The sequence below is a fragment of the Streptomyces lasalocidi genome (genome assembly GCF_005280215.1).
Taxonomy (GTDB): domain Bacteria; phylum Actinomycetota; class Actinomycetes; order Streptomycetales; family Streptomycetaceae; genus Streptomyces; species Streptomyces longwoodensis.
This window is the reverse complement of record NZ_SZNQ01000001.1, coordinates 1,325,192-1,338,704: the sequence shown is the minus strand read 5'-3', so window position 1 is coordinate 1,338,704 and position 13,513 is coordinate 1,325,192. Positions and strand designations below refer to the sequence as shown.

Genomic DNA, 13,513 nt, shown 5'->3' with positions numbered 1-13,513 from the left:
GCCCGGTCGTCCGCCTGTCTCAGGAGTGCGACAGCTGCCCGGCGCCGCTCCGCCGGCCTATGCGCCCCTGGGCGCGCTCGGCGGCGCGCTCCTGACGCTGTGCCCGGCGCCGCTCCCGGCGCAGGGCACGGGCGGTGCTGCTCGGGGTGGAGACGACGCCGTGGCGCTGGTTCCACACCTGGCGCGTCACCCAGACGTCGAGCACACCCCACGTGGCGGCGATCGTGCTCACCACACTGCTGATCACCATGGGGAAGGCCAGCCACGACCCGGCCATGGCGCACAGGAACGCCACCATCGCCTGCAGCAGCGTCACGGCGGCGAAGAGCACCGCGCGCACCGCCGCCGTCCGCACCGGGTCCGGCAGGCGTCGCCGCCTGGCCGGCTCCTCCACCCACAGCGGCCGGTACTCGGGCTCCGCCCGGGCACTGTCCCGCACCTCGGCCCGCGCGGCTCTCCCGCCGCGGCGGACCGTCCTCTCGATCCCCACTGCCGTCATCTCTCGGTCCCCCGTCCCCGCCCCCGCATCCACCGGGGCGTCGCGTCGGTCGGCCGTGTCGCGTCCGCTTGCCGGAATACCGCGATCCGGTGCCCCGGGTTCCCGCGACGCCGCCTCGTACGCCACCGCGTCGTCCTCGGGCGCTCCGCGCCGCTCCGCCGTGCCCATCACCGTGTCACTCCCCACCGCCGACAGACCACTCGCCCGGATCACGACCCGGCTCCCCAGTGGCTGCCCGGCTTGCGCTGATATACGCCGCCGCGGGGTCGCATCCGGCTCAACTGGCCGATTCCGCCCCACGTCCCGATGAGAAGGACGAACAAGACGCCCAGAAGATTCCCTCACGACGATAAATTCTGGCCAATTCGCCGTAGCGGTGGCTCCCACCCGATCCCCCCGCCCGTACGCCAGGTGGGGCGGCATCTCCCGCAATGCCCGGACACCTCCCCATGTCCGAGCCCCTGTGCGGAAGTTCGGGTTCCGGACGGCTCTTCGAGTTAACTGTGCGGCGGTAGTAGGCTCGCCCGCGTTTGTTGACGCACACGCGTACCCCCCTCCGCCGGGGGTCCGAGCTGGGGGAGGCCATGCGCTTTCGCGGGAAGTCCATCCGCCGGAAGATCGTGGCGCTGCTCCTCGTGCCGCTGGTGTCCCTCACCGCCATCTGGGTCTTCGCCACGGTGCTCACCGGCCGCGAGGCGAGCAGGCTGTTCTCCGTGTCGACGACCACGGAGAAGGTCGGCTACCCCGTCGAGGACACCATCCGCGGCGTCCAGCAGGAACGCCGCCAGAGCCTCGTCTACCTCGCCGACCCCCGGGCCGCCGGAGCCCTCGACGCCCTGCGCCGCACGCGCACCGCGACGGACAAAGCCGCGGCCGAACTGCGCCGCAACGCCAAGGACTCCGACCTGCGCGACTCCCTCGACCAGGACGACAACGACGGACTGACCGCCGTCCTGGACGCCCTCGGCGGAGTCGACGCCCTGCGCACGAGCGTCGACCAGCGCACGGTCACCCGGGCTCAGGCCCTCGACCTCTACAACCACCTCGTCGACCCCGGCTACGAACTGCTCGCCAAGCTGGACGCCGTCGACAGCGTGGAGATGGACAAGCAGTACCGCGCACTCGTCAACGTCGCCCGGGCCCGCGAACTGGTCTCCCGCGAGGACGCCCTGCTCGGCTCCGCCCTCGTGGCCGGCCGGCTCACCCGCGCCGAGATCCGCGCGGTGTCCGACCTCGAGGCCCAGCGCGAGGCGGTGTACGCCATCAGCCTCCCCCAACTGCCCGACGGGGAGAGCGAACGCTTCGAACGCTTCTGGGCGAACGCCACCACCGCACCGCTGCGCGCCGCCGAACGGGCCGTCGTCACCACCGAACCGGGCGACATGCCGCGCGGGGTGACCGCCCGCGGCTGGGACACCGCCGCCGGCGACGTCCTCCAGGAACTCGGCACCCTCGACGAACAGGCCAACGACCGCTACCAGGACCGCGTCCGCCCGGTCGCCGTCGAAGTCATCCTGAAGGTCGCCGTCGGCGGTGTCCTCGGACTGGTCGCCGTGCTGCTGTCCCTCTTCCTGTCCGTGCGCATCGGCCGCAGCCTCATCCGCGACCTGCGCCAGCTGCGGCTCGACGCCCACGAGGCGTCCGGTGTCCGGCTGCCCAGCGTGATGCGCCGCCTCTCCGCCGGCGAACAGGTCGACGTCGAGACCGAAGTGCCGCGCCTGGAGTACGAGAAGAATGAGATCGGCGAGGTCGCCCAGGCCCTCAACACCCTCCAGCGGGCCGCCGTCGAGGCCGCCGTGAAACAGGCCGAGCTGCGCGCCGGCGTCTCCGAGGTCTTCGTGAACCTCGCGCGCCGCAGCCAGGTCCTGCTGCACAAGCAGCTCACCCTCCTCGACACCATGGAGCGCCGCACCGAGGACACCGACGAGCTCGCCGACCTGTTCCGCCTCGACCACCTGACCACGCGCATGCGCCGCCACGCCGAGGGCCTGGTGATCCTCTCCGGGGCCGCCCCGTCCCGGCAGTGGCGCAAGCCCGTCCAGCTGATGGACATCGTCCGCGCCGCCGTGGCCGAGGTCGAGGACTACGAGCGCATCGAGGTCCGCCGCCTGCCCCGCGTCGCCGTCACCGGTCCCGCCGTCGCCGACCTCACCCACCTCGTGGCCGAACTCCTGGAGAACGCCACGGTGTTCTCCCCGCCGCACACCGCCGTGCAGGTCCTCGGCGAACGCGTCGCCAACGGCTTCACCCTGGAGATCCACGACCGCGGCCTCGGCATGGCCCCCGAGGCCCTGCTCGACGCCAACCTGCGCCTCGCCGAGACCCCCGAGTTCGAACTGTCCGACACCGACCGGCTCGGCCTGTTCGTCGTCAGCCGGCTGGCCCAGCGGCAGAACGTCCGCGTCTCCCTGCAGCCGTCCCCCTACGGCGGCACCACGGCCGTCGTGTTCATCCCGGACGCCCTGCTCACCGACGACGTCCCCGACACCAACGGCATCGGCTTCCGCCTGGACCGTCCACGGCCGCCCAAGGAGAAGGACGGCGCCGACGGCCGCACGGCCGCCGCGGTCCAGCTCCCCGGACTGCCCGCCCCCGTGCTGGACGGCCCGGTCGAGCTCGAGGCGCCCGTCGACCTGGACGCCCTCGCCGGCTTCCCGGACGCGCTGGACGAGGACGACGGCGAGCACGGCGGGCTCTTCCTGCCGCGCCACCCCCTCGTCCGCGCCCACGACGACCGGCCGGCCCCCGCCGACGACCAGCCCCGCGGCCTGCTCGCCCCGCTCGACAGCGCGGCCGGCGACCCCGACGGCCCGGTCGTCCTGCCGCGCCGGACCACTCCGAAGCTGGTCAGCTCGCACGGACGCCCCGTCGGCGACCGCCGGTCCCGGCGCGGCGGGCCCGACGAGGACCCCGCCCGCCGCACGGACGGCGGCTCCCTCGCCCCCCTGCCGACCCGCCGCCGCGGCGCCACGGCACAGATACCGCGGAACGACGCCACGGACGAACAGCCCACCCGTGGTGCAGCGGCACGGACACCGCGGGCCGGCGCCTCCGACGAGCGGCCCACCGGCCGCCCGACGTCCCGCCCGGACCGCGTCCCGGACGGCCCGTCCCGCCCGCCCGCCCTGCCCCAGCGCTCCGCGCAGGACCCGGCCGCGCCCGACCGCCGGGACGAGCGGACCCGACCGGCCGGGCCCCCCGCGCCCCGCCCGGCGGACGCCCCGCCCGCGGGACAGCCGGGCGGCCCCGACGACACCACCGCAGGACCCCCGGCGCACGGGCCCGGCTCCGCCCCGGGCGGCCTGCCCCGACGCGTGCGGCAGGCCAACCTGGCCCCCCAGCTGCGAGAGGGCCCCGCGCGGCGCACCGCCGACCGCCCCGAGCTCGCCGACCGGGACGCCGACGAAGTACGCAGCCGTATGGCCTCGCTCCAGCGCGGCTGGCAGCGCGGCCGCGCAGAGAACGCCGAGGGCGACGACGCCCACCGCGGCACAGCACCACAAGGAACTAAGGGGGACGGTCGATGACCGCACCGAAGGCGACCGGCCACACCGCGACCGAGGGCCACGAGCTGAACTGGCTCCTCGACGAACTCGTCGACCGCGTGGCCAGCATCCGCAAGGCCGTCGTGCTCTCCGGCGACGGCCTGGCGACGGGTGCGTCGAAGGACCTCACGCGTGAGGACAGCGAACACCTGGCCGCCGTGGCCTCCGGGTTCCACAGCCTCGCCAAGGGCGTGGGCCGCCACTTCGACGCGGGCAGCGTCCGGCAGACCGTGGTCGAGCTCGACGACGCGTTCCTGTTCGTCACGGCCGCCGGCGACGGCAGCTGCCTCGCCGTGCTGTCGGACGCCGACTCCGACGTCGGCCAGGTGGCGTACGAGATGACGCTGCTCGTGAAGCGGGTCGGTGTGCATCTGGGGACCGCTCCGCGCACCGATCTGCCCGCCGGTGGGTAGTGGGATGGCATGAGCACAGAGGGTCAGGGACGGAGCCACTGGTTCGACGACGAGGCCGGACCGGTCGTCCGTCCGTACGCCATGACGCGGGGCCGCACCAGCCACGCGGCCCAGCACCGCCTCGACCTGATCGCGGTCGTCGTCGCCGAGCCCGACGCGGACCACCCGGAGACCGACCCCGCGCTGTCCCCGGAGCACGTGGACATCGTCGGACTGTGCCGTGACGCTCCCCAGTCGGTCGCGGAACTCGCCGCCGGACTCGACCTGCCGATCGGCGTCGTCCGGGTCCTCGTCGGCGACCTGGTGGACGCCCGGTTCGTGCACGTCAACCGGCCCGTCCCCCCGGCCGACCTGCCGGACGAGAGCATTCTGCGCGACGTCATCAACGGCCTCCGGGCGCTGTGAGCAGGGCGGGCACGAGATGACGAGGCGACGAGGTGACGAGGTGACCGGCAGACAGCGTCGGGCGGACCGCGGCGGCACCCCCACGGACAGCGTGCGGCCACGTCCCCCCGCCCACCGACCCCCCATCGAGCAGGAGAAGTGACCGATGATCTTCGGGCGATCTGAGCGCGGCAAGCCCCCGGTCGAGCCCGTCACGCTCAAGATCCTGGTGGCCGGCGGTTTCGGCGTGGGCAAGACCACCCTCGTCGGCGCCGTCAGCGAGATCCGACCGCTGCGCACCGAGGAGTTCCTCACCGAGGCCGGGCGGCCCGTCGACGACACGACGGGCGTCGAGGGCAAGCACACCACCACCGTCGCCATGGACTTCGGGCGCATCACCCTGCGCGAGGACCTGGTGCTGTACCTGTTCGGCACCCCCGGGCAGGAACGGTTCTGGTTCATGTGGGACGAGTTGTCCGAGGGCGCGCTCGGTGCCGTGGTCCTGGCCGACACCCGCCGCCTGGAGGACTGCTTCGCGGCCGTCGACTACTTCGAACGGCGCGCCATCCCCTTCGTCGTCGGCGTCAACTGCTTCGAGGGAGCCCCCCGGTACCCCGTCCAGGACGTACGGCGGGCGCTCGACCTGGACGACCACGTGCCCGTGCTGCTGACCGACGCCCGTGACCGCGAGTCGGTCAAGGACGTCCTGGTCGGCGTGGTCCAGCACGCCATGCGGGTCGGCGCCGAGCGCCGACAGACCGTCACGACCTGACCCGCCCGGCGTCGCACCGCGGACCGCGGACACGGCCCGTACCCCCGCCGACAGGGGTACGGGCCGTGGCTCACCGGGCGACCCGCACGCACGCGTAGCGCGAGGTGGTGCACCGCGCGGACCGCGTGCCTACGCGTCGCCGTCCTCGATCCAGCCGAAGCTCCTCTCCACGGCCCGGCGCCAGTGGTGGTACTCGCGCTCCCGCACCGACACGTCCATGGCCGGCGTCCACTCGGCGTCCGGCTGCCAGTGCGCCGCCAGCTCGTCGAGGTCGTTCCACACGCCCGTGGCCAGCCCGGCCGCGTACGCCGCTCCCAGACACGTCGTCTCGGAGACCCTGGGCCGGATCACGGGCACCCCGAGCACGTCGGCCTGGTGCTGCATCAGCAGGTCGTTCCCGGTCATGCCGCCGTCCACCTTCAGGGTGGTGATCTGCACCCCGGAGTCCTGCTGCATGGCGTCCACGACCTCACGCGTCTGCCAGCCGGTGGCCTCCAGCACCGCCCGCGCGAGGTGCGCCTTCGTGACGTAGCGCGTGAGACCGGTGACGACTCCGCGCGCGTCGGGGCGCCAGTACGGCGCGAACAGTCCCGAGAACGCGGGCACGACGTACGCGCCGCCGTTGTCGTCGACGCTCGCCGCCAGGGTCTCGATCTCATCGGCCGTCCGGATGAGGCCGAGCTGGTCGCGGAACCACTGCACCAGCGCGCCCGTTGTCGCGATGGACCCCTCCAGACAGTAGACGGGCGCCTCACCGCCGATCCGGTAGCCCACCGTCGTCAGCAGGCCGTGCTTCGACGCCACCGGCCGGCTGCCGGTGTTGAGCAGCAGGAAACTCCCCGTGCCGTACGTGTTCTTGGCGGTGCCCACGGCGTAGCAGGCCTGGCCGAACACGGCGGCGTGCTGGTCGCCCAGCGCCGCGGCGACCGGTACGCCGTCGAGCACGCCCACCGCCGTGCCGTACACCTCGGCGGAGGACCGGATCTCCGGGAGCACCGCCTCGGGCACGTCCATCGCGGACAGGAGGGAGGGGTCCCACTGGAGGGTCTCCAGGTTCATCAGCAGGGTGCGGCCGGCGTTGGTGACGTCGGTGACGTGCCGGCCGCCGTCCGTGCCTCCGGTGAGGTTCCAGACGAGCCAGGAGTCGATGGTGCCGAAGGCGATCTCCCCGCGCTCGGCGCGCGCCCGCAGCCCCGGCACCCTGTCGAGCAGCCAGGCCACCTTGGGCCCGGAGAAGTAGCTCGCCAGGGGCAGGCCCGTCCGCGCGCGGAAGCGGTCCTGCCCGTCCGGGCCGCCGAGTTCGGCGCACAGCGCGGCGGTCCGGGTGTCCTGCCAGACGATCGCGTTGTGCACGGGCTTGCCGGTGACCCGGTCCCACAGCACCGTCGTCTCGCGCTGGTTGGTGATGCCGAGCGCGCTGATCTGCCCGGCCCGCAGCCCGGCCCGGGCGAGCGCCCCGGCGACCACCGCCTGCACCTTGGCCCAGATCTCGGCGGCGTCGTGCTCCACCCAGCCGGGCTGGGGGAAGATCTGGCGGTGCTCGCGCTGGTCGACGGCGACGATCGCGCCGTCGCGGTCGAAGATGATGCAGCGGCTGGAGGTGGTGCCCTGGTCGATCGCTGCGACGTACCCATCGGCGTGATCCGTCATGGCTACCCCCTCGTGCCGGGTGCAGAAGGCTGCCGCGCAGGGGGTTCCCGCCCGGCCTCCGTGACGAGCGTGCCGTCGTGGCCGAATCGCCGGTGGGGGAGGGGCCGTGGACCGCACGGCACGCGGGACGCATGCCGGGATCCGCCGAGAATGTACGGCGATGTCGGCTGACACCCGGAAGTGTTCACCGGCGGCCAGGGAGCGTCAAGGAGCCCGGCAGCAACGGTTGTTGCGTCCACTCCGACCGAGTGGGAAGGCCGAAAACCGCCCCTCGTGGAGGTCGGTCGACCTCCGGCCGCTCAGCCGTCGCAGTCAGGGGGCGCCGACGGCCCCTCCGGTGGGGAATCCGACCGCGACCTCCGGCCGCCCAGCCCCCGCAGTCACAATCCGACCCACCCCGGCCGGCGGAAGCCGTCCGTCAGCCCAGCCCCGGCTCCGCCCCCACCGGCGCCGACCCGGCCGCCTGCACCGGCAGCGAGCCGCGCCGGATCTCGTGCCCGGGCAGTCCCGCGCGGCCGAGCACCCAACTCGCCCCGTGGAGGGCCTTGGCGGCCCTCTTCAGCGGTGCCAGACGGGCCGCGGCCTCCTGGTGGCCGGCCACGCTGCCCGGCGGGCAGACCACGGTGGCCAGCGACAGGGTCACCGGCCGGCCGGCCGCCGACCACGGCGGGTCCAGCACCGCGGCGGCCACCGGCTCGAGCCCCTCCGGGTCCGCGAGCACCAGGAAGTCGTCCCCGCCGATGTGGCCCACGCGCGTGGCGCCGAACCGGTCGGCCGCCGCCGCGCCGTGCAGGGTGCGCCCGACCGCGCGGATCAGCTCGTCGCCGGCCGCGAACCCGGCCGTGTCGTTGACCTGTTTGAAGTGGTCGACATCCAGCCAGCTCAGGGCGAACGGCCGCCCATCCGCGATCCGCCGGTCCACCTCACCGGTGACCGCGTCCGAACCGGGCAGCCGCGTCAGCGGGTTGAGCCGCGCCGCCTCCTCGACCCGGGTCTCCGCCAGCGCCCGTACCAGGTCCGCCAGCCGTACGACGCCGACGCACCGGCCGTGGCGGTCCACGACGGCCACGTCGTCCGAGGTGCGGTCGCGGTCACCGACCGCCACCACGTCGAGCACCTCCCAGGCGGTGGCGTCGACACCGACCGTGCGGGGCGGATCGCCCAGCTTGGCCGCCGGCCGGTCGGCGTACAGGGCGTGCCCGTAGCGGCCCGACATGGACAGCAGGAAGCGCGACCGGTGCACCGACCGGACCGGCACCCCCGTGCGGTCCACGAGCAGCACGCCGGACACGTCCGGCGATCCCGTCAGCAGCGCCCGGACCTGTCCGGCCGAGGCGGTCACCGGCAGCAGCGCCGCGGGCCGGACGAACTCCCGGACCGACGGCCCCGACCGGGGTGCCGCCACCGCACCGGGGAAGCGCGGCGGAACGTACACGTCCGCGGCCGGCAGCCGGGCCGGCGGCGCGAACAGCTCGCCCTGGGCCAGCTGCGCGCCCGCCGACACCGCGACCGCGCACTGCCGCTCGGTCTCCACGCCCTCCACGGCCAGCAGCGCGCCCAGTTCGTCGCACAGCGTCCGCATCGCCCGTACCGCCGCCGGCCGCCGCAGCAACGACCGGTCGAGCTTGACGAGGTCCGGCGCCATGTCCACGAGCAGCCGCAGGGGCACGTCACCGTCCCCGGCGCCGTCCGCACTGATCCGGAACCCCTGCTCGCGCAGCCCGCCCAGCGCCTCCAGCAGGGCCTGCTGCGGGACGTGCGTGAACGGCGGCACGACGTCCAGCGTCACCTCCCACGGCAGCCGTCCCGAGGCGCGCACGGCGTCGTGCAGCGGGCTGAGCCCGCCGAGGTCGGCCAGCGTGCCCGCGAACACGTTGACGTGCAGCGGCAGCAGCGTCTCCTTGCGCGCGGCCGCCCGGATCGCCGACACGGCCAGCGCGCCGTCGAGTTCCGGGTCGCGGCGGGCCTCCGCGAGGACGTCACCGCCCTCCGGACGGGCGAGTATCTCCAGACCGGCCACGGCGCCGGTGGTCAGGTTGACCACCGGTTGGAAGGCGAAGCGGAGAGTGTCCGTCCAGGAGCGCACGGGAGCATGATGGCGCCGCCGGGGTGCGCCCAGGGCCAGTTCATGAGACGTTCACGCAGGATTCCTGACCGATCACACAGCGTGTGAGGGTCCGTCGTGGAGGACATGACAAAAACTATGGAAGGAAAAGTGACCGGAACCCCCAGGATGCGCCCCGCAGGCTCCACTCGGCCCGTCACCCGGCAGCGGTTCACCCGCTCGGCCTGCGCCGTTCTCACCGCGCTGACCGCCCTGCTGACCGTCGTCGCGGCCCCCGCGACCGCCCGGGCCCACCAGGAACCGAAGGCGCCCGCGGACTTCGTGTCCCTCAGGGCCGTCGACCCGACGATCCTCCAGGACATGCGCTACTCCACCGTCCACAACTTCGTGGGGGAGCGCATCGACGGCTACCGCCGGCCCCTGTGCATCCTCACCCGCCCCGCCGCCGAAGCGCTCCACCAGGCCCAACGGCGCCTCCTGCGCCAGGGCTACACGCTCAAGGTCTACGACTGCTACCGGCCGCAGCGCGCCGTCGACCACTTCGTCCGCTGGGCCGAGGACCTCGACGACCAGGCGATGAAGCAGGAGTTCTACCCGGACGTCGACAAGACACGGCTGTTCGCGGACGGCTACATCGCCGAGAAGTCCGGCCACAGCCGCGGCTCCACCCTGGACCTCACCCTCGTCGAGCTGCCCGCGAGGCCGACTCGGCCCTACCACCCCGGACAGCCGCTCGTGCCGTGCTACGCGCCCCGGGCCGAGCGGTTCCCGGACAACTCCGTGGACATGGGCACCGGGTTCGACTGCTTCGACACCCGCTCCCACACCCTCGACTCCCGCATCCAGGGGGCACAGCGCGCCCACCGGCTGCTGCTGAAGGGCACCCTGGAGAGCCTCGGCTTCGTGAACCTGGCCGAGGAGTGGTGGCACTACACCTTCAAGCCCGAGCCCTACCCGGACACCTACTTCGACTTCCCCGTCTCCGCCGCGTCCCTGTCCCGCGGACAACGAGCCAGGTGAAGAAGACGCCCTCCCCGCGATCGGATACAGTCCGCCGCGTGTCCGAAACTCAGCACACCACTTCGAACTCCGCACAGGATGCGCATTGTTCGCGCTGCGGAGCGCCCTACGGGGAGGGCGTCACCGGCTGGCCCCGCACCTGCTCCGCGTGCGGCACCGTGGCCTACCGCAACCCGTTGCCGGTCGCGATCGCGCTCCAGCCCGTGTACGACACCCAGGGCACCGCCCTGGTCGTCATCACCCGCACCATCGAACCCGCGCGCGGTGGCATCGCCCTGCCCGGCGGCTACATCGACGACCGGGAGGACTGGCGGCAGGCCGTCGTCCGCGAACTGAAGGAGGAGACCGGCATCGACGCCGCGAGCCGTGACGTACGGCTCGTCGACGCGATGAGCTCCCCCGACGGACACCTGCTGCTGTTCGGGCTCCTGCCCGAGCGCCCCGCCGACCGGCTGCCGACCTCGGCCGCGACCGACGAGACCGAGGGCTGGCACCTGCTGCGCCGACCGGAGGAACTCGCCTTCCCCCTGCACACGCACGCGGTGCGGGCGTTCTTCGAGGGCCGCTACATCTGAGTCCGGCCGCGCCCGGGCTCAGCGCCCGGCGAGCCCTCGTACGCGCACGGGGTGGGACGGCTCCCGCACGCCGTCCTCACCCTCCCGTTCGACGACGACCTGGCGGCCCTCCCACCGGGCGACGTACCGCTCGATCTCCGGCTCGCCCCAGCCGTCGCCCGCGTCCCGCACCACCAGGCCCCCGCCCGTCCGGCCCCGGGCGGGCGCCCACACCTCCAGCTCCAGACCGCCGCTCTCCCCGCGGACGGGCAGCACGGCACCCGCGCGTGCGAGCACCGGGATCCGGGACAGCGGCGCGTCCACCAGCACCTGCCCCGGCCCCTGGTACGCCCGCTGCGTCGCCGTGTCGTACCAGAGCCCGCGCGGCAGGTGCACCGCACGCCGGTCGGTACCGGGATCCAGCACCGGCGCCACCAGCAGGGCGTCGCCCAGCAGGAAGGCGTCCCCGCAGTCGCGCAGGGTCCGGTCCTCGGGCGACCCCCACCACAGCGGACGCACGTAGGGCGCCCCCGTGCGCCGCGCCACGTGCGCCAGCGTCACGAAGTACGGCAGCAGCCGCCGGCGCTCCAGCAGCGCCGCACGCGCGTGCGTGAGCACCTCGGCGCCGAACTCCCACGGCTCCCTGCGCCCCGCGCGCGGGCCCGCGTGCGTGCGGAACAACGGCAGGTGGGCGCCCAGCTGGAACCAGCGCAGGAACAGCTCCGGTGACGGGCTGCCGTCGAACCCGCTGACGTCGGGCCCCGAGTAGGGCACCCCGCACAGCCCCAGGCCCACCACCAGGGACAGGGACGCCCGCAGCCCCGGCCAGCCCGTGGCGACGTCCCCGGACCAGGTGCCGCCGTAGCGCTGCAGGCCGGCCCAGCCGGATCGTGAGAACACGAAGGGCCGCTGCTCCGGGGCCAGCTCGCGCACCCCCTCGTACGCGGCCCGCGCCATGCACAGCCCGTACACGTTGTGCGCCTCGCGATGGTCACCGCCCCGCCCGTCCAGCGCGTGCCGGGCCGACCGCGGCAGCGTCGACTCGCCGAACGTCGTGAACGACGTCGGCTCGTTCAGGTCGTGCCGGAACCCCGAGAAGCCCTGCGCGAGCCGCTCGGCGTACAGCCCGCCCCACCACGCGCGCACCCGCGCGTGCGTGAAGTCGGGGTACACCGACTCGCCGGCCCGCACCACACCCTCCACCAGCTGCCCGGAGCCGTCCCGCACGAACGCGTCCTCGGCGAGCCCGCCGTCGTACACCGCGTTGCCGGGCGCCGCCCTGACCGCCGGGTCCACGACCGACACCAGGTGGATCCCGTCGCGCCGCAGCTCGTCCGCCAGCACCGGCAGCTTCGGGAAGCGGTCCCGGTCGACGGTGAACACCTGGTGCTCGTCGTGGTGGTCGACGTCCAGGTGGACGGCGTCCAGCGGCAGCCCGCGCTCCTGGTACCCGGTGACGACCCGCCGCACCTCCTGCTCGCTGCCGAACCCCCAGCGCGCGTGCTGGTGCCCCAGCGCCCACGCCGGCGGCACCGCCGGCGCCCCCGTCAGCGAGGCCCACACCAGCAGCACGCGCGCGGGAGTACCCACCACGACCCAGGAGCGCAGCGGACCGCCCGCCATGCGCAGCTCGCTGCCCCCGGGCCGGTCGTGCCCGGATCCGGCCCCCTCCTCGCCCTCGCGCAGCACGACCGTCCCGTCCCAGGAGTTGTCGTGGAACACCAGGTGCGTGCCCGCGTCGGCCACCACCAGCTGCACCGGCATGGTGAGGTACAGCGGATCGTCGTCCGGCCCGAAGGGACGCCCGGGATCGGTGTTCCACAGGCGGTACGTCCCACCCCGCAGCCGCGGCCCCGAGGCCCGCCCGCCCAGCCCGAAGAACCGCGCGTCCGCCGCCACCTCGGACCGCAGCATCCAGCGCCCCGGCCCCCCGGCCGACGGCTCCCACCAGCGCGGCGGCAGGTCACGCCGCAACCGCACCCCGCCCGGCGTGCACACGTCGACCGCGCCGTGACGCGACACGGTGACCGTGACCCGCTCGGCCACGACCCGCCAGCCGCCGTCCTTGTCGGGCTCCAGCACCGCCCGCGGATCGGGCTCGGGACAGCGGCCGGCCAGCGCGTACGACGGCTCCGGAGCGGCCCCGTCCCAGCCGAGGAACACCGCGCCGTTCACCGCGACCAGCACCCGCAGCCGCGAACGGCCGAAGTGGACGACACCGCCCCCGGGACCCGGCTCGACGTCCCCCACGGCCCCGGGCACCCGCGCGCGCTCGGCACCACGCGTCGGCAGCCCCGAGGCGTCCGCACGCCGCCTGCGCCAGGCGGCCCGCACGGTCCGCACCCCCTGGGCCGCCCCCGCGGAACCGACCGACATCACCGAACGCACCAGGTCACGACCGTCCATGCTGCTCACCCTGCCACTCACCGCCCCACGCGCGGGTGGCGTTCAACTTCCGTTCACCCGTGCCATGGCCACATCTCGATGACACGGACTGTGTGGGGCGCGCCCTGGTGCGGAAGTCGATCACATGGCATCGTCCCTGTCAGCCGCGTCACGCGCACACCCCGCACGTGCGCGGGTGACGCACACGACGCGCACAGTCCGGGAG

At 74.1% G+C, this 13,513-nt stretch carries 10 protein-coding genes; 6 read left to right on the top strand and 4 right to left on the bottom strand.

Features of this window, described 5'->3' with window-relative positions:
- Positions 1-19: 19 nt before the first annotated feature.
- A complete protein-coding gene (locus tag E4U91_RS05870) occupies positions 20-667 on the bottom strand; it encodes a hypothetical protein (RefSeq protein ID WP_137310687.1) in 648 nt (215 codons plus the stop codon).
- Between the two features lie 416 nt (positions 668-1,083).
- Between E4U91_RS05870 and E4U91_RS05865 the strand changes: the two genes are divergently transcribed.
- From E4U91_RS05865 to E4U91_RS05850, 4 genes are all read left to right on the top strand, one after another.
- Positions 1,084-4,026, top strand: coding sequence for a nitrate- and nitrite sensing domain-containing protein (locus E4U91_RS05865; protein WP_137305815.1), 2,943 nt, complete (start codon positions 1,084-1,086; stop codon positions 4,024-4,026).
- A complete protein-coding gene (locus E4U91_RS05860; protein ID WP_137305813.1) occupies positions 4,023-4,457 on the top strand; it encodes a roadblock/LC7 domain-containing protein in 435 nt (144 codons plus the stop codon). The genes E4U91_RS05865 and E4U91_RS05860 overlap by 4 nt, the downstream gene beginning before the upstream one ends.
- Before the next feature lie 9 nt (positions 4,458-4,466).
- Complete coding sequence (locus E4U91_RS05855; RefSeq protein ID WP_137305811.1) at positions 4,467-4,862, top strand: DUF742 domain-containing protein; 396 nt, start codon at positions 4,467-4,469, stop codon at positions 4,860-4,862.
- 145 nt (positions 4,863-5,007) lie between these two features.
- Positions 5,008-5,613 carry a GTP-binding protein gene (locus tag E4U91_RS05850; protein ID WP_137305809.1) on the top strand — a complete coding sequence of 202 codons (606 nt, stop codon included), beginning with the start codon at positions 5,008-5,010 and terminating at the stop codon, positions 5,611-5,613.
- A 129-nt stretch (positions 5,614-5,742) separates the two neighbouring features.
- Here the strand turns inward: E4U91_RS05850 and glpK are convergent, their stop codons facing one another.
- The gene (gene glpK, locus E4U91_RS05845; protein ID WP_137305807.1) at positions 5,743-7,263 is read right to left on the bottom strand and encodes a glycerol kinase GlpK; all 1,521 of its coding nucleotides are present in this window, start codon (positions 7,261-7,263) and stop codon (positions 5,743-5,745) included.
- Between the two features lie 418 nt (positions 7,264-7,681).
- Positions 7,682-9,349, bottom strand: coding sequence for a GGDEF domain-containing protein (locus E4U91_RS05840; RefSeq protein ID WP_137305805.1), 1,668 nt, complete (start codon positions 9,347-9,349; stop codon positions 7,682-7,684).
- Positions 9,350-9,496: 147 nt separating this feature from the next.
- Between E4U91_RS05840 and E4U91_RS05835 the strand changes: the two genes are divergently transcribed.
- Positions 9,497-10,348 carry a M15 family metallopeptidase gene (locus E4U91_RS05835; RefSeq protein WP_137310686.1) on the top strand — a complete coding sequence of 284 codons (852 nt, stop codon included), beginning with the start codon at positions 9,497-9,499 and terminating at the stop codon, positions 10,346-10,348.
- Between the two features lie 38 nt (positions 10,349-10,386).
- Positions 10,387-10,923, top strand: a complete 537-nt coding sequence (locus tag E4U91_RS05830) for an NUDIX domain-containing protein (RefSeq protein ID WP_137305803.1) — start codon at positions 10,387-10,389, stop codon at positions 10,921-10,923.
- 18 nt (positions 10,924-10,941) lie between these two features.
- Here the strand turns inward: E4U91_RS05830 and E4U91_RS05825 are convergent, their stop codons facing one another.
- Positions 10,942-13,308: a glycoside hydrolase family 31 protein gene (locus tag E4U91_RS05825; RefSeq protein ID WP_137305801.1), complete on the bottom strand. Its 2,367-nt coding sequence runs from the start codon at positions 13,306-13,308 to the stop codon at positions 10,942-10,944.
- Positions 13,309-13,513 lie beyond the last annotated feature (205 nt).